The 20,327-nt window shown below is 36.0% G+C and carries 15 protein-coding genes; 4 read left to right on the top strand and 11 right to left on the bottom strand.

What is annotated here, in order from left to right:
- Nucleotides 1-41: 41 nt before the first annotated feature.
- From AB9K26_RS14730 to AB9K26_RS14720, 3 genes are read left to right on the top strand one after another with little or no spacing between them, the layout of a single operon-like run.
- Nucleotides 42-3,131: a hypothetical protein gene (locus AB9K26_RS14730; protein ID WP_369973335.1), complete on the top strand. Its 3,090-nt coding sequence runs from the start codon at nt 42-44 to the stop codon at nt 3,129-3,131.
- Entirely contained in the window at nt 3,131-4,348 is a 1,218-nt protein-coding gene (locus AB9K26_RS14725; RefSeq protein ID WP_369973334.1) for a hypothetical protein, read from the top strand. The genes AB9K26_RS14730 and AB9K26_RS14725 overlap by 1 nt, the downstream gene beginning before the upstream one ends.
- A 47-nt stretch (nt 4,349-4,395) precedes the next feature.
- Nucleotides 4,396-5,865 (top strand): cellulase family glycosylhydrolase, encoded by a 1,470-nt coding sequence (locus AB9K26_RS14720; protein ID WP_369973333.1) that lies wholly within the window; start codon nt 4,396-4,398, stop codon nt 5,863-5,865.
- Here AB9K26_RS14720 and AB9K26_RS14715 read toward each other — a convergent pair.
- The 3 genes from AB9K26_RS14715 to AB9K26_RS14705 form a co-directional block, all read right to left on the bottom strand.
- Nucleotides 5,849-7,066, bottom strand: a complete 1,218-nt coding sequence (locus AB9K26_RS14715; protein ID WP_369973332.1) for a glycosyltransferase — start codon at nt 7,064-7,066, stop codon at nt 5,849-5,851. The genes AB9K26_RS14720 and AB9K26_RS14715 overlap by 17 nt on opposite strands.
- 102 nt (nt 7,067-7,168) lie before the next feature.
- Complete coding sequence (locus tag AB9K26_RS14710) at nt 7,169-8,434, bottom strand: oligosaccharide flippase family protein (RefSeq protein ID WP_369973331.1); 1,266 nt, start codon at nt 8,432-8,434, stop codon at nt 7,169-7,171.
- A 12-nt stretch (nt 8,435-8,446) separates the two neighbouring features.
- Nucleotides 8,447-8,725: an STAS domain-containing protein gene (locus AB9K26_RS14705; RefSeq protein ID WP_369973330.1), complete on the bottom strand. Its 279-nt coding sequence runs from the start codon at nt 8,723-8,725 to the stop codon at nt 8,447-8,449.
- Nucleotides 8,726-8,879: 154 nt separating this feature from the next.
- On the opposite strand from AB9K26_RS14705, the gene AB9K26_RS14700 reads away from it, so the two are divergent.
- Nucleotides 8,880-10,931 carry a tetratricopeptide repeat protein gene (locus tag AB9K26_RS14700; protein WP_369973329.1) on the top strand — a complete coding sequence of 684 codons (2,052 nt, stop codon included), beginning with the start codon at nt 8,880-8,882 and terminating at the stop codon, nt 10,929-10,931.
- Nucleotides 10,932-11,479: 548 nt separating this feature from the next.
- Here AB9K26_RS14700 and AB9K26_RS14695 read toward each other — a convergent pair.
- The 8 genes from AB9K26_RS14695 to AB9K26_RS14660 form a co-directional block, all read right to left on the bottom strand.
- Nucleotides 11,480-14,077, bottom strand: coding sequence for a T9SS type A sorting domain-containing protein (locus tag AB9K26_RS14695; RefSeq protein ID WP_369973328.1), 2,598 nt, complete (start codon nt 14,075-14,077; stop codon nt 11,480-11,482).
- A gap of 115 nt (nt 14,078-14,192) precedes the next feature.
- Nucleotides 14,193-14,900, bottom strand: a complete 708-nt coding sequence (locus AB9K26_RS14690; RefSeq protein ID WP_369973327.1) for a LytR/AlgR family response regulator transcription factor — start codon at nt 14,898-14,900, stop codon at nt 14,193-14,195.
- 7 nt (nt 14,901-14,907) lie between these two features.
- The gene (locus AB9K26_RS14685; RefSeq protein WP_369973326.1) at nt 14,908-15,225 is read right to left on the bottom strand and encodes an Hpt domain-containing protein; all 318 of its coding nucleotides are present in this window, start codon (nt 15,223-15,225) and stop codon (nt 14,908-14,910) included.
- On the bottom strand, nt 15,212-16,273 hold the full coding sequence (locus AB9K26_RS14680) for an ATP-binding protein (protein WP_369973325.1): 1,062 nt from the start codon (nt 16,271-16,273) through the stop codon (nt 15,212-15,214). Before AB9K26_RS14680 ends, AB9K26_RS14685 begins: the two co-directional genes overlap by 14 nt.
- The gene (locus AB9K26_RS14675; RefSeq protein WP_369973324.1) at nt 16,273-17,406 is read right to left on the bottom strand and encodes an FIST signal transduction protein; all 1,134 of its coding nucleotides are present in this window, start codon (nt 17,404-17,406) and stop codon (nt 16,273-16,275) included. The genes AB9K26_RS14680 and AB9K26_RS14675 overlap by 1 nt, the downstream gene beginning before the upstream one ends.
- Nucleotides 17,403-19,361, bottom strand: coding sequence for a PAS domain S-box protein (locus tag AB9K26_RS14670; RefSeq protein ID WP_369973323.1), 1,959 nt, complete (start codon nt 19,359-19,361; stop codon nt 17,403-17,405). Before AB9K26_RS14670 ends, AB9K26_RS14675 begins: the two co-directional genes overlap by 4 nt.
- Complete coding sequence (locus AB9K26_RS14665; protein ID WP_369973322.1) at nt 19,361-19,900, bottom strand: heme NO-binding domain-containing protein; 540 nt, start codon at nt 19,898-19,900, stop codon at nt 19,361-19,363. Before AB9K26_RS14665 ends, AB9K26_RS14670 begins: the two co-directional genes overlap by 1 nt.
- The gene (locus AB9K26_RS14660) at nt 19,900-20,313 is read right to left on the bottom strand and encodes a response regulator (RefSeq protein WP_369973321.1); all 414 of its coding nucleotides are present in this window, start codon (nt 20,311-20,313) and stop codon (nt 19,900-19,902) included. Before AB9K26_RS14660 ends, AB9K26_RS14665 begins: the two co-directional genes overlap by 1 nt.
- Nucleotides 20,314-20,327 lie beyond the last annotated feature (14 nt).

Here is a 20,327-nt window from a genome sequence, read left to right as displayed (position 1 = left end):
TATTATATATCTTTACATTATCGAAATCAGAAGCATTTCAAATGAAAGAAACCACAAATAAATACCTCATAGCAGCGCTACTTTTAGGCTTGGTTTTTCATGGGAGTTCCATATTTTTCACTTTGGAAACCACTTATGATGCTTTAATACATCTATTTTTTGCAGAACACTATTCCAACAGTTGGTTCGAACCTTGGAACTACAAATGGTATACTGGTTTTACTGTAATGAGCTATCCTCCATTAGTGCACCAGTCTATAGCATTACTTTCTATGATTGGAGGTCTTAAATTCGGATTGTTTGCTGTGGCACTTATTGCGGTCTTATTATTTATTACTGGAGTATATAGATTTGCCTTGCTCATAACAGGTAATAGACATGTTGCTGGTTACGCTGCACTGTTGTCTGTGTTTTCATCCTCATTTGTCGAAACTTTACATGTTTTTGGTCAGCTTCCGAGTATTGTTGGTATTTCGGTTTTAATGCATGCGTTACCTGAAATCTACCTTTGGCTCAAAACTGGAAAACTGTGGTACCTGTTTACCTCATTATCACTTATTGCAGTAACCGTTACGTCACATCATGTAACTCCTATTTTTGGCATGGTGTTCTTTATTTTTCCTTTGATTGGAATGGTTATCATGGATGCTGCCAAAGATAAAGTTGAATCATATAAGGCGGTCACCTTTAAGGTTTTTTTGGAAAGCTTCAAACGTTTGTTTAAACGTATTATTTCATTTGGAATACTGTCTTTGGTCATAATTGTCTCCTGTATTTTGCCCTATTGGATCAATTCAAAAAACAATCCCATAACACAAGTGCCCATACCTCATGGTTCTCGTGATAACTTTTTAGAGATCACCTCATCTGGTCTGGTCTTTTTTCTTATTCCTTGGGGCATTTTACTATTACTTCTACCTTATATATTTTACAGATATTACAGCAAGCGGTATTTGTTTTTCGGATTGTCGATAACAGCTCTAACCATTCTTGGAACTGGTGGCACAACAGCAATCCCTAAATTGGTTTTGGGTGAAACGGCTTTCAATATTTTAACCTTAGATAGATTTACACTTTGGGCTTCTATCATGTCGCTACCAATCTTTGGGGAGTTTGTTTACCGCTTTGTTGAAACTGATTTGAAGTCAAAAATCCAAAATAATTTTGGCGCTATCTATCATCGTCTACTTGGTGGAATCTTAGCTGGCCTATTCATCTTCATGACCATTTTCACTATGAGTCTTGGATATTTCAGACCATCTCAGCCAGATCAAATCAAGATGCTTCCGATTGTGAATTTTCTTAACCAAGACGATCATGACAAATGGCGTTTTCTCACTTTGGGATTTGGTGATCAAATGGCCTGGCTCAGTGCACAGACCAATGCCATGTCTGTAGATGGTAATTACCATTCAGCCAGACGTCTTCCTGAACTTACCACCAGGCCTATTGAACGTTTGGAAAATTCTAAGTTCAAAGGTGTTGCTGGTATTGGTTCCCTCCAACAATTTTTAACAACTCCCGAAAAATACCATCTGAAATATATTTTTTCAAACGATAAATTTTACGATCCCATTTTGTATTTCTGCGGATGGCAACGCTTACAACAACTAGAAAACGGTATTATGGTTTGGGAACGCCTTAATATTCCTCCTGTACCATCAATTCTACCCAAAGATGATGTAGACACCTGGCAGAAAATACTTTGGGGAACTGTCCCACTTTTGACTGTGTTGATTGCCTTTGTTTTTAATGTTCAAATGCTATGGATTCATGCACTCAAAACCAAGCAAAAACCTATTAAAGACTTTTTTAAATACGGTCTGGCATATCAAGAATTTTCAACGAAACTTATAAGCATTTCACATGTATGGAGTTTGCTCGTATTCGCCATTTTTGCTTTCGGATTTTATGACCTATATATCAAAAACAACTCTCAGAAACAACCTGAAAATGCAGTCTTGGCTTATTACGATGCTTTGGATTTCAAGGCATTTGAGAGCGCTTTCAAACTCATCAATCCAGAATCGCAGATGTCTTTAGAGCAATATATGTTGGAGGTTTCGGTTACAGATGGCTTGTTGAGCAGCTATGCAAAACTTGATGCCATTCATACCGAAGTGATAAGCAAATCTGAAAACAAAGCAAAATTAAAAGTCGATACAAAGTGGATTACGCCTTTAGAGAAAATTGAACGCTCTGATGTGAAATCACTTCAAAAAATCAACGGACAATGGTTTATAAACCCTGAATCTAAGCAAACCGATTTACCTCCTGACCAACTTTATACTAAAGCCACTACTGGGTTTTTTAACCAAGGCCGACGACGCATTACAACAGAGCAAACCTATCATGAAGATATTTTGAAGCAACCAGTTTTGGAAATACTCAATGCCAAACTGGTCAAGCACAATAATCAATATGCTATTGTTGGAGAAGTTCAAAATATTGATAATGTTCCTGCAGATGTGGTACTCAAAGGATCCCTTTATAATGATGAGAACAAATTACTGGCGACCTATAACGCCAAATATCATATGAAGCATAAGCTCATGCCTAAAGAGACAACGGTTTTTAGAATTGATTTTGAAGGTATTGCTTGGTCTCGAATTCAAGACTCTATTCCAAAGAGTTTCAATCCAGATGAATTTACACCAATTGACTTAAAGGAGCAACCTACAAAATTTAATCTTCAAGCTGCTGGAAATGTATCTGGTATCGGCTTATATAAGGATCTATCGATTAGCCACCTCAAAATTAAATCGGATACAATCACTGGAGAATTATTCAATTCTGGTATTGAAGAAGTGACGATACCTCAAGTCTTAGTATCTTACTATGACCATTCGAAAACCCTTATTTGGGTTGATCATATATTTGTGAAGGAAGGTATTCGACAACAACGCAAGCAACAATTCTTATATCCATTGCTACCTTCTAATACTGTTGAAATCATTAGTGACAATATGGAACATGTCTTTGTAAATGGCCTGCCCAACCAACCCATTTCAGACAAAATTGTACCAAACCGAATCGATAAGCATTCACAATCTGAACTTCAGAAACTTACGAATTCGACATTTGACTTTATTAAAATAGAGACAAATGCCTATATTGGAAATCCGAACTAATGGCTTTAAAACTTAACCACATAGCACTATTGATTCTGTTTCTCACTGTTTTTCAAAAAGATAGTGAAACACCTATGGTCAATGACCATTTCAAATTGATTGACGCACCAGAAGTGTGGAGTGCTGGACAAGATCTTCAGCTTAAATTTAAGAGTGCAACTGAGAGTAAACCACTACTCTACTGTTCTAACAGTTATGGCTCCACGATTATTGAGCCTCATCTGGAAAATACAATTTTGAGCTACAGCATCCCACAAGCATTCACAAAAAAATCAGGTGTTTTGCGATGGACTATACTATCTGGAGCTTCAGAATTCAATGGGCAAATCACAATCCGTCCGTTACAGGAGACTGCAAAAATTGAAAGTTATTTGGGCCCTCCAAGTATCGAGGCTGGCGGAAGTGATTATACCATGTTGGTGGTTATTCCAACAGATCGTTATGACAACACCTTGACAAATCAAACTAAAGTCACAACCCATCGTCAATTTTTAGAACAACAGACATCTGATAGTTTGTTTACATTTAATGGATTTGCCTATCAAAATTTTTATTCCCCTAGACAAAGTGGACGTATGCTGTTGTCATCATCTTGCATAGAACTGAATTCAAAAGAATACACTGTTGTTGTGAATCCTGCAATTCCGACAACGTTTACGATTTCCGAGAATCGACCTCATCAATTTGCTGATGGTAATCAAATCACAACCTTTGAAACCTCTATAATTACAGATCGTAACAAGAATGTTGTTAGCGATGGCACTTACGTGGAATTTTACATCACCACAGATGAAAATACGATTTTAAAAACCTCTGGACTCACCATAAATGGCATAGCGAAAGCACAAATGATACATCCTGATACCGAATCCTATTGGACTGTCAAAGCCTATGTGGAAGGCATTTCAGAAAGCAACGAAATAACCTTGCATTACAGTCAGGTTGTTGAAGACTTTAAGGTTGTCTTTTCAGAAAATTCAAGAACAATAAGCGTCGGACCTATTCAAAGTTTTATGGGTCAAATGATTCCTGATGGTTTGAATGTTCATGCACGATGGTTTAAGAATACTACTGAAATTACTTCAGCTACACAAACTACAGTTGACGGATTCGTAATCTTTGAATTTGAAGATCATGTGCTTCCGAAAGATAATTATACAATTGAGATTGAAACTGCAGGACAAACCAAACAATTTAATGCAATTGCAGTATGGTAAACCTCAACAAACATATTTTACGAACGCTATTAATAATATCCTACATTATGATTATTGGTTTTATTATTTATGGTATTAGTGCCATTTTTGGTTATTTAAATACAGGAGCAGATCGTAGCAGTATGCTTCACACTGAAATTCAAAAAATTGAGCAATATACCCCGAAAATCAGTTGGTCTAAACTACCAAATGAAGGTCGACCAATAGATGATGAAAATCGTAAAGCTATTGAAAATGACTATTTAGATGCGTGGTATGTGATGCACCTGTCCAATAAAACCCACTCGACTGCAGGAATAGAGGATTATTTTACAGACAGTGCCAGGCAAAACCTTTATGACATTATTGAGTTAAACGCAACAAAAAATATTGTCATTGAGTCTACCACACTCGAACATCATCCGAAACTAGAGTTTTTTAGTGAAGATGGTCAGCTAGCAGTTATAACGGACCATGACGTTATAGAGTATAAACGCTTGTTCAAACAAGATGAGTTTTTGCAAGAGTTCAAAGAACAATCTACTTACAAAGTGATTTTGTTGCTTGAAGATGGTTTTTGGCGTATTAGGCATTTTACAAAAATCCAAAGCAAACCTTTTAAACCTGCTGAAAACCAAGTAGAACTAGTACATAAAAACATTAAAGGCATTAATTATTACCCGAAAGACACACCTTGGGATATGTTTGGGGAGTCATTCTCTGAAGACATCCTAAGATCAGATTTTAATTTACTCAAAGACGCAGGACTCAATACCATACGCGTTTTTATTCAATATGATGACTTCGGAAATGCGAAGGTTAATAATAAAAAACTCGACAAACTCAAAACCACTTTAGACCTCGCTTCGGAAGCTGACCTAAAAGTTATGATAACCCTTTTTGATTTTTATGGCAATTATGAGGTACTGGATTGGACATTGAACATGAAGCATGCTGAAACCCTAGTTAACGCCGTAAAAAATCATGAAGCACTTTGGGGTTGGGATATAAAAAATGAACCGAATCTAGATTTTGAATCTAGAGGACAATCTAATGTGCTTTCGTGGTTGGAAAATATGATCAATCACGTGAAATACTTAGATCCCAATCATCCTGTAACGATTGGTTGGTCTAATATTGAAAGTGCATCTTTACTGAGTGACAATGTAGATGTTATTACCTTCCATTTTTATGAGGACTTGTCGACTTTAGAAGATCAATTGAAGACGTTAGTATCACAGACTGAGGACAAGCCACTTCTTCTAGGCGAGTTTGGCATGTCGTCGTACAATGGCTTTTGGAAACCTTTTGGCACATCAGATGAAGATCAAGCTGAATACCACAAAACAGCTCAACAACTCATTTCTAAGCTCAATCTCAATGCCATGTCATGGACGCTTTACGATTTTGATCAAATACCAAAGGAAGTCGTTGGTCGACTTCCTTGGCGTAAACATCTTCAAAAGCACTTTGGATTCCTTGACAAAGAAGGACAACCAAAAGCCGCTTTTCAATATATTTCTAGTGAATTGGATTAAAAACCAGATTGGTTTTATGCGTTTTGGACTTGCCGATAGCATTAAAAGTATCTAAATATAATGCTGTGATTTTCGACATCGGAAAGGCATTTGCAGCCCTAAAATTCGCTTGTCCCAATTGGATCCTGTAAGTATCATTCGTTACTATCGCTTCAATTGCATCGGCAAGACTTTCTACAGCTGTGGGCTCAAAAAACCCACCTCTATAACCTTCATCTTTAACCAACAAGGCCAAATCACCTAAATCTGGCATAACAACTGCTTTACCATAGCTTCCTGCTTGATGCAACACACCGGAACTTCCTGTAGTTGAAGTGTAAGGAAAAACTACCACTGCACTATTTTGGAACAAACTCGGTACTTCAGATTCTTCAACATAACCTGTAAAGCGTAATTGCGGTACATTGTTATAGGTCGCTTTCACGCCTTCTAAATAGCCAGGAACATTTGGGTTATCGGTTCCTGCAATAACAACTTCCAAATCTAAACCTGTACGCTCACGTACCAATTGAACCGCTTCAATCATACCTTCTACCTTTTTATAGGTTCCAAATTTTCCAAAAGTCATAACTTGCAATGGTCCTTCTGGCAAATCATAATGAGGTTCTTCAGTAGTAATCTCAAATGTTCCATGAGGAATCAATCGTACATTCTTTGCTTTGTATTTAGCCTCCAAAATATCTACATATTTCTGCATTGTTACAGCCACAGTATCGGCTTGAAGTATCAATTTGGTTAACGTACTTCCAATAAAACCATATAACTTTTGCAGGAACTTATTCGATGTAAATCCAGCAGAACCTAAATCGACTTCCTCTAAAATATTATGAAGCAGCACCACGTTTGAAAGTCCTTTTAGTTTACACACCAATGGCAGTAACAACCCAAGTGCAGCAGCTATTTTTTTATCACCAAATTTCATAAACTGCAAGTTGAACAACACGGCATCAGGTTTTGTCTTGTTTAAGGCTTTGGTTACGGAAACTATATTTGCATAGCTGTTAAACGACCAACATTCCTTTACGGTAATTCTGCAACCCTTTTCTTCAAAGGATAAGTCTTTTTGACCTTCTGTTCTATCGGTAAGCAGTACTATCTCAGACAGCTCCTCCATTTGTCGGAAATGTTTTACCAAATGGTAAGCATATTCGTTTAAGGTAACTTTACTTGGTGGATAAGCGGTAACAATTGCGAGTTTCATGTGTTTAAGATTTCTATTGATTATAGTACAAATTTGAGGTTTAAAACCGTGAAAAAAAGACCATTGTAGTTAGGCGGCTATTTCGTATCGACGAATGGAAATTTAGTATCGATGGACTCGTTTTTTTGAGTTGAGGCATCCGTCATAAAAGAAAAATGCCATTTGAATCAGTAATAAGATAAACATGGCAACAATTTGCATGTGCACCACCTCTTCCAAGCTCTGGTGGAAAATCACAATAAGAGCCACTTGAAACATTCCAAATAGAGCTGAGATAAGTACTGGTACATAGCGATCTAATGACAAATAGTAGTAAGCAAAAAGATTCGATATTGCAAAAATACCTGTAGCCAAAGCGTACTTCCATAAGAGTGGTGCCATAGCCAAATATTGATTCCCAAATAATACTGAAATGGCGAATTCTGGCACTAAAGCACAACCCAAAATAATTGTGATGGCAATTCCTGAAATATAACTGATATACTTCAACAACACACCTGAAGTCGGTTTTCCTTCTTTTCTAAGTTGGATTACTGTTGGTAATAATATCATGACGAACATCCAAGCAATGAAATATACAATTCTACCTATCAATGCCAATGAAGCGTAAAGTCCGGCCTCATAAGACTCAAAATAATGCTTTACCAAAAGGATATCACTGTTATTGATTACAATTTGTGTCAATTCATAAAATGCTGTGATGATGAAAAACTTCCGTATGGTTTTAAGCGTTGGTTTTTCGATGGATAATTTCGAGGCAAAAGCCTTCAGATTTACCTTTATTGGAAAGAGTCCAAAACCAAAGGAAAATAAAATTCCAAGCGCAATAAGAACAGACGACTCTATATTGAACATAAAGATGAATGCTAAGGTAAGAAGCAATCTGCTCAGCATTTCAAACTGATAAGTTAAGGACAACCTTTTGAACGCTTTTGTGCCTTGAAATACTCCACGATTGACACTCATAATAAAATATAAGGGTACACCAATTCCAAACACCACGAACATCGTGGCACTTTTAGTATGAAAAATTTCTTGTAAACCGTTGGCATTCAAAATAATCAAACATCCTATACCCAAACCTACCCAAACCGCTTGTTTGTACATTCTAATTTTAAAACTTTCAAAAACTGCAGAATCAAATTCTACCGAAAATTTGGCGGTAACCAATTGATAGGTCATGGCAACAAAAGACAAGACTAACAAAAAAGTAATCAGAATTGCGGCATCAGCAAATTGTTCAGGACCAAGAAGGCGACCAAGAATTAAATTGTAAAGGTAATTGCCTCCATTTACCAATAGAATACTAAGCATAAACCATTGTTCTGCCGAAATGGAAAGTTGCTTGACGCGAGTTAAGGTTTGCATTATAAAAAGTTCTTAAGCTGCTAAAGCCGATTTAAATTCGTCGTAGATATCCTTACAGCCATAGCCAATGATTGAAAACTTTAAATGTTGGCGAAACGCTTCCGTAAGCAAATGCTTTAATGCACCAACTCCAGATTCATCTATAAAAGAAAGATGATCAATACTTAAGGTCATTTCCTTGGTATGAGCCATTAACAATTTAACATGGTTTAAAAAGGATTTTGATGTTGCCGTATTCAGGGTTCCGTGTAACTCAAAAGTGTTGTTGTTTTCTATAATTTGTAAAGCCATAATTGTAAATTTTTATGTGGTTTTGTGTTTAAATCTGACGCTAATATCACAACAAACTCCATGTAATTCGGATTGATTTCGACGGATGGCAGGTTACTGTAGATGAATGAAGTGGTATTCGTCCGTAACTTGCAATCAAGTAAATCAAACACTTATGAAGACCTTAAAATCTTTACTTTTTATCATCGTATTTAGCATTTCTATGACTAGTGTTGCCCAGAACATGCAAGTTGGTTTCAATTATTTGGAAACAGGTCAGTATGCTAAAGCCGAAACGTTTTTTAATGAAATTCTTGCTGAATATCCCAATCAAAAAACAGCGACCTTATGCTATGGTCGTGCCGTAGGTTTAAATGGTAATCCTGAAAAAGCTTTAGGAATTTTTACCGATTTACTTAAATCCTATCCAAGTGATTTTGAAGTCAAGTTGAATTATGGTGAAGCCTTGCTTTGGAACAAGAACTTTGAAGCTGCCCAAACCTATTACAACGCTCTAGTGACTGAAGAACCAAAAAGCTTTCCTGCTCTTTTAGGATATGCTAATACGCTTTCCAATCTGAAACAATATGAACTGGCTTTAACCTATGTCAATAAGGCTCTAGAGGTGTCACCAGGAAATGCAAACGCACTCACCTCAAAAAAGTATATCTATTTAGGATATGCGTATCAAAAGCAGCAACAACAAAACTACGATCAGGCTGAATCATTATTACAGACCATGCTGGACCATTTCCCGAACGATAAAGATGGTTTAATGAATCTTGCTAATCTTTATATCATAATGGATAACATCGGGAATGCCAAGCATGTTTATGAAACCTTACAGACAGCCACCGAGTTTGAAACCGAAGCATTAGTTGGATTGGCATTGGTGGCACACCTTAACAGCAAAGAACAACGTGCTTTAACCTTTAGTAAATTGGCTTTGGATAAAAGCACAGAGAAGAACAGACAGATTGCTACAGAACGTTATATACAAGCACTGATTTGGAATCAAAAGTATAAAGCAGCCACAAAGCTTATCGACGAATTAGCAACCTTGTTTCCTAATGAAAATTGGGTATTGTCTTTACGCGCAACTTTAAGTATTTACAAAAGTGATTTTAAGGATGGACTTGAAAATTATGATGCCATTTTAAAAAATGACAGCACCTCTTTTGATGGTAACCTAGGAAAAGCCAACAGCTTAAAAGCCATAGGTCGTTACAACGAGGCCTATCAAGCTGCTGAGAAAACGCTAACCATTTATAACAACCAAAAAGATGCCTTACAGTTCATTGCAAACTTAGATACACAATTTACCCCAAGTATGGAAACCAAAAGTGCTTATTCATTTGACAATGGCGATAACGAAGCTTTTACCGTTGGAACCACGTTGAATGTACCATTATCAACTCAGCTTGAATTATTGGGCAGCTATAGCTTCAGACGTACATCTAATAAAAGCACGAACAATACGGCACGTTCAAACGATTTTAATTTAGGGCTGAAATATCAATTGCTACCAGCTATTGCCGTAAAAGGTGTTTTCGGAATAACGTCTGCTCAGGCTGAAGAAAATGATTTCACTCAACTCCTTTCCGATGTATCGTTTCATATCAAACCACTAAAACTTCAAACTTTGGATATAGGTTACAAACGACAAATTGAAAGTTTTAATGCTGCACTATTAGATGAGGAATTGGTACAAAACAATTACTATGTAAACTATAACATTGCTTCAAACATTAAATTAGGTTGGTTTACGCAGTATATGTTTACTTCACAAAACGATGGTAATCAAAGACAATTATTGTTTACCTCTTTATACTACAACCTCCTTAAAAAACCGAATTTAAAAGTAGGTGTGAATTATCAGCACATTAGTTTTAAGGAACAAGTTCCAACCATTTATTTTAGTCCGAAACAATTCAACGCTGGAGAACTCTTCTTTAACCTTATAAAAGATGAAACGACTGCTAAACCAAAATCATGGTTTTATGAATTGACTGCAGCAACAGGATTGCAGGTCATTGAAAAAGGCGATCAACAATCTACTTATCGTTTTCAAGGTGCATTAGGCTACAAATTTTCTAAGCGTAGCGCCTTAAACCTATATGGAACACATAGTAATATTGCTTCAGCAACAGCAGCTGGTTTCAAATACACTGAAATCGGATTGCGTTTTCATTGGCAGCTCTTCAATTCGCCAATTTTCAGACGATAGATAATTACATCTTTTATCGATTGCGTTCTCGATCTAAGTTTTGGCTTTTCATCAGCACACATAACAGCTAAATCAACATTATAGCTAGATTATCAGAACTTCAACACTGATTTGAAGCACTTGTCTAGAGAATTCAATTTGATAAGGTACATTCTCAAATAATATTTAAACTCCATTATAGCACAGAGGACAATAATCATACAGTTCAACGTAATTTAAGATGATGTGTAATCACAATGTTTTTAAATGATCCAAGTGGCTTGTATTCGCTAACATTATTGTTTTCTTATAACGCGTTTTGACACTAAGTCTTTACTAGTTATTTGCTTCAAAAACCAAAAGGGAGTTTAGACAATGAGACATTTTGAAGTCTATTTAAACTAGTTATAATATAACGACTACTTAGAATAGACAATCCATAGCAAAATCGTTTCAACATCTAAGATGTTTTTGTTTATAAAAACAAAAAGGCAAAAGCGGATGCTTTTGCCTTTTGCTTAACCACTTTAATTATGAGCAATTAAAGCCGATTAAGAGCTAATTTAGGGTTATCTAGCTATTAATCTTAAGGGATTATAAACAACTGTATTGCTTTGTAGTTTTACGATATATAGGCCTGAACTCATTTGATGCTTTGAAAACGGGATCTTATTTTGTCCCACTACAGCTTCATAAGAAGATTGGTATACGATTTTACCTAATTGGTCATAAACAAAAAGCTGTATGGTTTCTTTATTCGGGCTATAAAACTGAATATTGGTCTGTGCTGTCATAGGATTAGGAACAGCCTTCACTGTGTTGGAAGAGTCAGCAAATGACGTTTCACTTAGTGTATCTTCATTGGAAAAACGCAGATCATTTATGGTCAACTCTTTACTTTCGGTAGTTCCTGTTTCTGATGCCATTGTGAAGACTATGGTTACGACGTCGTTAGCTTGCAAACCAGTACCTGAAGCAGATTCAAATTGAGACATTGGCAAGGAAAATGTCTGACTTGTTTCATTTAAGCTAATTGTCGTTTTGTATTGATTGTCCCAATTAGAAATACTTTCTTTTACTAAAGTAACCTCAACAGTACCATTTCCTTCAGCTTCAAACTTCAAGCTATTGAATGCAGTTAAATCGACAGGTTTGAATCGAGGTGTTAGAGCACGATAAGCTGCAACATAGGTATTGGTATTTGCCGTAAGATTGATATTTCTTTCCACAGGAAAATCCTCGGATGCAAAAGTGTTTGTGTTTGCCAATACTTCAAACTCTTGAATTGTAGTCCCTATTCGGGAATCGTCAATTCCCCACGGTCCATCAGACATAAACAAATCATCAGGTGTGGCAATATTATCACCAATCCTAAACCCGATATCGAACAAACTACCTGTATCAACCTGTACATTTGTAATGTAGTTTCCATCAAGGTTGATGGTGTTACTTAAGCTATTGAAGGAGCTCGTTTCGGTAGTTCTATATCCTGCATCAAAAGTGACCGTTGAAGTAGCATTAGTATTAACGACTTCTAGGTTTAAAGCGCCATTGGCATAATGTCCTTTCCTTACAAAAACAGTTGGTGGTGTTGAATTATCGTAATCTGAAATAGGTTTTTCAACAGCCAACAAATTCAAAACCTCTTGTCCTAAACGGTATAAATCATCGATAGTATTGGTCCAAATCTGGAAGTTATAAAAGGGCACCTCTGTTTCATAACGATCCAGGTTCCAGTGGCTTTCAATAGCGAAGTTTTCATCGTTGTTTTCAACCTTAGCAGAAAAGCTTAGTACATATTCAAACGTACCATCTATATTCTTGATAATCGATTTGATAAATGCTTGGTCATTGATTTCGATGGTAGACACTGAAATCAATTCTGCTCCCAATAAACGATCACAAATATATTTGGTGTGTTCATACACGCCATTTTCGGTTTTTAAAGCCAATATTGAGGCTATCGGACTTCCATTTTTAAGATAATCTACCGCATAGATATCTGAAGCATTTGTAATGTTCAACAAGTCTGAAGGTGTAGACTCAATAACCTCATCTTCATCAATTGTATCAAACGGAATAAAATCTTGTAAGGTAAATATTGAGCTAGCATTACGTTGAAGATAAAACTCATTTTTTGATAATCGTTTTGCCTCATTAAAATTGAATTTATAACCACGCTTTACACGATTGAAATTTCGTTTATTGATTTGTTCAGAGAGACGACTGTTACTTTCTAATCCGCCATCATTGGCAGAACTTGGTGCTTCAATCACAGCACAATTACCAAAACCAGAACAAGACGGATCTTCACAATCAATCAAACCATCACCATCATCATCTATCCCGTTATCACAAATTTCCTGTGGCACTGGAGCAGTAGGACAACGAGCACCATCATTACTGGAACTCGAAGGTCCGAAAGCAAATAAATTGGAATCCATAGTACTTGACGGACTTAAACCTTGTACGTTTTGAATGACATAAATCGTTCCTGTTTGATTTGCAGACACATAAAAACGACCAGAAGCATCAAAATAAACGGCTCCATATGTGTAGTTCAATCCTGATAAAATAGGCACTTGACCCAAGGCCAAAACATTTCCATCATTCGGGTTGATACGATACAAAATATTTGATCCTTTTTCGACCGTGTATAAGTTTCCATCAACAGCGTTAAAAGCCCAGTCATGTACATTAATACTTTGAGATAAGGTTTCTGTGGCCTCATGTTGAACGTAATTTCCTAAGTCTGGATTTAGATTTATCTTGTAATAGGTTGTTCCTCCTCCTTTGAGATAATACATTCCGTTAGCACTAATACCTCCAACATATCGATTGCTTGTTGGCAATTCATCGACATAATATATAGTTGTGGTAAAGTTTTTTCCTATACGTACAATAGATTTTGCAGGAGAAGTTAGAGAGCCCCAAATATAACCATCTGCAGGGTTATAAGCTGCAGCATTAATATTGCCTTCTGTCACATCTGAAGCTACTTCGTAGGCATTTCCAGATGCTAAATCAACTGCATAAATATCATTGTACTGGAACAAATAAGCATTGTAATCACAATTAAAAGGAATGTCCTGAGCATAGGCCAATAGCACTGTAAAAAATGCAGAAACGATGAGCAGTATTAATCTAAAGTAGTTTTGTTTTCTCATTATCATGGATTTAGATTCTGAGCAAAACTAGCTTATGTATCAGCTTAAAACAGGTATTTTCGATTGACTCAAGAGGTCAAGCGTTGAATGGTAAATTAGTGTCGACGAATGATTTTTAGAGTAGATTTAATCGCTTCATTAGTTCGGGACGATTCGACCGACTCACAGGAATAACATCTCGTTTGATAAGTACACTATTATCTTCAATATCAATGATTTTATCAACGTTGATGATATACGAACGATGTACTTTCAAGAATAAATCCTTTGGTAATTTCTCTTCAATTTTTTTGAGGGTAGAATGTACGGTATAGTTTTGTCCTTCGGTTTTGACATGGATATAATCTCCTTTGGCTTCTACCAAATAAATACTAGGAATATCAATCTTGATCAAACGTCGGTCAATATTGACATATAAATCGTTACCTGTACTGGATTCTACCTTTTCAGATTTAGATACTGAGCTAGTAGGTGATTTTGATTGTGCCTTCTGAATCGCTTTTTGAAAACGTTCTGGCGTAATAGGCTTTACCAAATAATCTACGATACAGTCGTACTCAAAAGCCTGAATGGCAAAATTTGCATCAGAAGTTGTCAAGATGATTCGAGGTGGATTCTTGATGGTTTCTATAAAATCGAATCCTGTAAAATCTGGCATATGAATATCTAAAAATATGAGATCTACTTCATTTTGATTCAGATACTTTATGGCTTGGATAGCATTAGGAAATTCTTCTAGAACATTTAAATCATTAATTTCGGTGCATAACTGCCCAATTATAGCTCTTGCAGTAGCTTCGTCATCAATAATAATACAATTCATATTTGGCTTATAACTGTTGTAAATAATCAGTTATGATATCAAGCACAGCTTCAAATTCAATTTGACCTTTGGTATTGTTTTCAATTAAATTCGCTTCAAAAGCCACTGCCACCTCATAACTTCTCTCGAGGCCTAAAATACTAATTTTATGCTTAAGTTTATGAACGTTCTCTGCAGCTTGTTTTAAATGTCCTGAATTAATATTATCAAAATAGACCTGTTTTTCTTGCGGAAACTCACTTTTGATGATACCGATAAGTTTGGCTTCAAAAGCCTTATCACCTCCTGACATACTTTGAATATAAGATAGATTAGGTTGTTCCATTAGGCTGTTTTTTTAAAGTGAAGAAAAAGGAAGTCCCTTTACCGATTTCAGAAGTAAGCCATATATCTCCACCATACAGATCAACAATTTTTTTAACAATGGCAAGTCCGATACCTGTTGATTTGGTATCATTTTCCAACGTTTCGAAGGTCTTAAAAATTTTATCATAATATTCGGCAGCTATACCTTTACCATTATCACTAATATAAAACTCCCAGAAATCCATTTTGTCTTTCACACCTATCTCAATAACACCTTTAGACTTATCATTGTAAGTTATGGCATTTGTGATTAAGTTTTGAAACAATTGCTGCAACCTGTATCTATCACCTCGCACAATGGGCAAGTCCATTGTTGAAACCGTGATGTGATTTGGAATTTGCAAACTGCTCAGAATATCCTTAATAAGCTGATCAATATTGACGTCATAAATGTCCATTTGATTTTTTCCTATGGTTGAATATTCCAAAATCCCATTAATCAAGGTGTCCATTTTCTCGACATTTTCCCTGATTAAGTTCAAACTTTTTACACCATCTTCATCGAGCTTTTCTTGGTAATCATCTTTAAACCATGATGTTAAGGTATCTATACTTCTTAATGGCGATTTCAAATCATGGGAAACCATATGTGCATAATCACTAAGTTCTTGATTTTGATGCGCCAACTCACTTAGCAACTTTTCTCGTTGCTTGTTCATTTCCACAATTTCCTTGGTTTGGCTATCAATAAAATCAACCAATTTCAATCCGTCAAGTTCAATAGAAGCTTCCTTTTGGTCAGGTAGGTTGTAAAACTTTAAGGTATCAATAACCCGTTTTAAACTATTGATAACGCTTTGTTGGGCTTCAGCTTCTTCTCTTAATTGTTGATTGGCTTCATATAATTCTTCAGAACTGATTGCCATAGCACGTTGTTGCATTTGCATCTGTTCATCAAAATTATGGTAGGATCGTTCAATAGCTTCCAAGAAAGGCTTGAGATCTTCACGATGAGCAAGATCTTTCGGTAAATATTTCCTTAATTGTCGCTTTAGTAACGATTTCATTATTCGCTAATTAGTGTGATGGTCATGGTCTGATTGTGTAATTGGCAATTATTTTCACCATTAAAAGGGGCAATTTCGCCATAGGAATAAAAGCCAGAAATGGTAGCATTTTCACCTACAACATCTATCACCTCTTCTATTTCTTCCTCGACGCGTTGATCTAATACCAACTTTCGTCCGATGCAACTCACCAACAAGGCCAATTCCGTGTTTTGCTTCCTGTTTTGCATGGCTTGTCTGGCTGCAAGTTCTGATGCATTTGCTATATTATCAACATTGGTCATCATCAATTGCACTTTAGACCCTTCAGGAATATCGCCAGCCAAAATCATGGTGTTTTTATCTTTATCTATATTCAAAATCGATCTAACGATAGAATGTTTTTCATTTTGCGACTTTACATTCAATGGATACAATAAGGCAGCACCTGGCAAGTCGTTAGCCTTGTCGCCTAAATATTTCTTATAGAGGTCTAAAGCAGGTTTATGGTCTAATTCAAAAAGTTCGTTAGCTTTTGATTTGGTAACCAAACGTTCTGGTCCAAAAGGAGTCCATCCACCATGAATGGAAAAAGACACTTCAATATCGTCTCCATAAAACCCAATGGCTACAATTTCACCTTCTTTAGGATTTTCGTTGTAGGATGCCAAGGTTTTTTCAAAACGCTCACCATCACCACAAAGTCCACCTGTAATCAAAATCTCATGGTTAAACGCAGCATTCATTCCTTTGGTCAATTCACTTCCATTAACTTGACTTCCTTCAGAAATTACAAAGACATATTTAAGTCCGTCAGGATCCAATTGCGACATCAATTTTTTTCCAGTGTCGAAACTATCAAATTCTGAATTCTTGAGATTATCGCTTTTAATATCAAAGCGAGTACGTTCAAATTCAATGGCAGTGACGGTTATGCCTTGATCATCCACAAATCCTGATGCAATATCACCACAGGTAGAACCAAAAACCAAATGGCCTGAAGGAAACAGTTGTCTAATTTCATTGTAAATAGTATCGCGCTCGAGAATGTAGCGGTTGCCTAGAACCAAAACCAAAGGGTTTTGCAGTTCTATTTGAGGCGATAGGTTTTCCCAAGTGTCATCTGAAAGTCGTTTTAACTGTACTGTTTTCATAGGTCCTTTTTTAAGGTAAAATAAAATGTTGTGCCCACATTTGGTTCACTTTCAAGCCATATCTCACCTTGATGGAGATTGACAATTTTTTTTACAATAGACAATCCAATTCCGGTAGAGTCTTTGCTTTTATTGAGTGCGTGAAAGATTTTAAAAATCTTATCGTGAAATTTCTTTTCAATACCTATGCCATTATCCTTAATTGAAAATTCATAGCAGTCATGTTTTTCCAAGACGTCAATATCAATGGTTCCTTGAGGTTTATCAATAAATTTAATAGCATTGCTAATTAAATTCTGAAACAATTGCTGAAGCTTGGTAGCATCACCTTTAATCTTGGGCATGGTATTATGCACTGACAAATGAATATGCTCTGGTACAAACATCATGTGTATCAAATCTGATAAAAGTACCTCAAGATCAACGTCTACATTTTCTGTAGTTTCGGTGCCAACACTGGAGTAATTGAGAATATCTGATATTAAACGCTCCATTTTTTCGAGAGTAGACTGAATCAAGTCGATATTTTTTAAGCTATTTTTATCTAGAATCTCCCTGTTATCTTCTTTAATCCAGGTAATTAAAGCATCGATACTTCTCAAGGGAGATTTTAAATCGTGTGATACGATATGGGCATATTCTTGAAGTTCGATATTACTTTTTTCCAATTGCTCTAAAAGGATTTCTTTCTGTAGCTCTAACTCTTTTAACTCTGTGATATCAAGATGCACACCAATAGAGCCAATTACTTCACCTTGAAGATTATAGTTTGGGGCACCACTAATGAGCCAATAGCGTTTTTCTCCTAACTTGTTTAAGACTTCAACTTCATAGGAATTAGACTCGCCTTCTAATCGCTTTTTGTTTTCACCAATTATAACATCTGGATTTATCGGAAAGATATCACTCCCTATCTTCCCAACAAGTTCAGCTTCTGAATACCCAGACATCTCTGAGAAGCTTTGATTAACCATTAAGATGGTATCCTCATTATCAACTTCTACCAAACCGAGATTCATATTGGCAATAATGCTACTGTATTTTTGTTTTTGAGCTTCTAAACTTTTCCTATACGACCGTTTTAAGGTCACGTCTCTATAGGTCCATAAATGACCTCTATAAACTCCTTCTTTCATAATTGGCACGAAATCACGCTCAAGAATTTTACCGTTTTTCATGAGTAACTCGTCTGCCAATACTGTTTTTTTGTCTTTAAGTATCGTATTGATTCGAGTGACAAAACTGGCTTCGTCTTCAAAGAGCACCTTGCTTTCCTCTGCGGCATTTGAGCAATCTTGTCCTTTTAGAAGTTCTGGTTCTACAGGTATTTGTAGCAATTCGCAAAATTTATGATTGGTAAGAACAATCTTTCGATCTTCGTCTTCCAGTAGTACGCCACTATCTAAATTTAAAATTAAGGAGGCAAGTCGGCTTTCAGATTTTATCAGTTGTTCTTCTGAAGCTTTTTGTTCGGTTATATCTCTAACGATACCCTGTGCTGCAATCACCTTTTTATCTTTATTGAAAACCAGGCTCGCATTAATGTGTACCCATTTAATGTCCTTTGATTTGGTAATAACTCTAGCTTCATAATCTTTAAAGAAGCCTTTTTCCAAAAGTTCAGCATAGGATGCCATGGCATAATCCAAATCATCTAAGTAAATAAGCTTTGTGACATTTAAAGGCTCTCTTGTAATGTCATAACCAAACAACTTTGTTGCAGCCTCATTGAATTTTAGAACATTGCCTTCTACGTCCATAACCACATAGGCATCGACGATATTTTCGAATACACCTTGAAGTTCGGAAGATTTCTCATCTAAAAGCTGCTCTAATTTTTGGGAGGTTAAGTAAAGTTCCCTCGATTTTTCTTCTAATATTTTTTCGGCAGCTTTTCTAGATTGCCGTTCTCTTTCAAGTGTACGCTTTAATATCTCAATGTGTTCTTGACTCATTAATTTTGATGTATAATAAAACGTACTTCCGTACCATCTTCTTTAATTTTTTCAAGCGCTATGGTTGCAGAACCATTGAAATGCTCAAAGGTCTTATTCATCAAACCCAATCCAAAATGATGCATGGCACGACTGGATTTATAATCCATAATCAAATGTTTATCCGATTTTTCAACAACTTCAAACGTAGGTAATTCAGCATCTGGATAAATTTTTCTAACTTCGACATGAATGTGATTTTCTATAGACGACAACATATCAATTGGATCTTTGTAAGTGGCTAACAACCCTGGATAACTATCTTCAAGCACACTAAAAAAATGCTCGGCATATGTTAGCAAAAGATCATCTATTGATATTCCTGTGTTTTCGCTAAGGTGTTTTAGCAATTGTAACATTTCAGAAAACCTATAGGTCCCGACTGCTGTATAAATACCATTTGATTCTAAAGTAGAACTTGAAATGATTTTATCGACCATTTCCATTCCAAACTTATCTTCAACCAGGTCTAAAAATTCTGTAAAAATTATACCTTTCATTATGCTTTAATTAATTCATTAATACTCCAATAAGCCATCAGTTTTTCGATTTTTGATACGTAGTCTTCATATTTTAAGGGCTTGAGCACATAACCTGCTACACCAATTTTATAACATTCCAACAAATCTCTCTGATTACTTGACGTAGTCAATACTATCGTTGGAATATAACGCAACGTATCGTTGGCTTTTAAAAGTCCTAAAAATTCAATGCCATTAATCTTTGGCATGTTAAGATCTAATAGGATAATATCTGGTAAATTATCTTTCTTTTCTAAGAGCTTCAAAGCGTCCTCGCCGTTATGAGCTTCAATGATTTGATGGTCCAATTCTAAAGATGAAACGGCTCTATTGAGCTTCATGATTTCAATCATGTCATCTTCTATCAAAAGGATTTTAAGTTTCGTTTTCATATAAATATAGCTAA

Source organism: Psychroserpens sp. XS_ASV72, assembly GCF_041224425.1.
Taxonomy (GTDB): Bacteria; Bacteroidota; Bacteroidia; order Flavobacteriales; family Flavobacteriaceae; genus Psychroserpens.
Note: the sequence above shows the minus strand (reverse complement) of the source record. Positions and strands in the feature narration are given on the sequence as shown.

Bases quoted from the DNA above. Each gene is read 5' to 3' on its own strand.
- AB9K26_RS14705 (WP_369973330.1), bottom strand. From the start codon at position 8,725: ATGGCTTTACAAATTATAGAAAACAACAACACTTTTGAGTTACACGGA.
- AB9K26_RS14710 (WP_369973331.1), bottom strand. From the start codon at position 8,434: ATGCAAACCTTAACTCGCGTCAAGCAACTTTCCATTTCGGCAGAACAA.
- AB9K26_RS14670 (WP_369973323.1), bottom strand. From the start codon at position 19,361: ATGAGTCAAGAACACATTGAGATATTAAAGCGTACACTTGAAAGAGAA.
- AB9K26_RS14715 (WP_369973332.1), bottom strand. From the start codon at position 7,066: ATGAAACTCGCAATTGTTACCGCTTATCCACCAAGTAAAGTTACCTTA.
- AB9K26_RS14690 (WP_369973327.1), bottom strand. From the start codon at position 14,900: ATGAATTGTATTATTATTGATGACGAAGCTACTGCAAGAGCTATAATT.
- AB9K26_RS14680 (WP_369973325.1), bottom strand. From the start codon at position 16,273: ATGAAATCGTTACTAAAGCGACAATTAAGGAAATATTTACCGAAAGAT.
- AB9K26_RS14725 (WP_369973334.1), top strand. From the start codon at position 3,131: ATGGCTTTAAAACTTAACCACATAGCACTATTGATTCTGTTTCTCACT.
- AB9K26_RS14695 (WP_369973328.1), bottom strand. From the start codon at position 14,077: ATGAGAAAACAAAACTACTTTAGATTAATACTGCTCATCGTTTCTGCA.
- AB9K26_RS14700 (WP_369973329.1), top strand. From the start codon at position 8,880: ATGAAGACCTTAAAATCTTTACTTTTTATCATCGTATTTAGCATTTCT.
- AB9K26_RS14660 (WP_369973321.1), bottom strand. From the start codon at position 20,313: ATGAAAACGAAACTTAAAATCCTTTTGATAGAAGATGACATGATTGAA.
- AB9K26_RS14720 (WP_369973333.1), top strand. From the start codon at position 4,396: ATGATTATTGGTTTTATTATTTATGGTATTAGTGCCATTTTTGGTTAT.
- AB9K26_RS14665 (WP_369973322.1), bottom strand. From the start codon at position 19,900: ATGAAAGGTATAATTTTTACAGAATTTTTAGACCTGGTTGAAGATAAG.
- AB9K26_RS14685 (WP_369973326.1), bottom strand. From the start codon at position 15,225: ATGGAACAACCTAATCTATCTTATATTCAAAGTATGTCAGGAGGTGAT.
- AB9K26_RS14730 (WP_369973335.1), top strand. From the start codon at position 42: ATGAAAGAAACCACAAATAAATACCTCATAGCAGCGCTACTTTTAGGC.
- AB9K26_RS14675 (WP_369973324.1), bottom strand. From the start codon at position 17,406: ATGAAAACAGTACAGTTAAAACGACTTTCAGATGACACTTGGGAAAAC.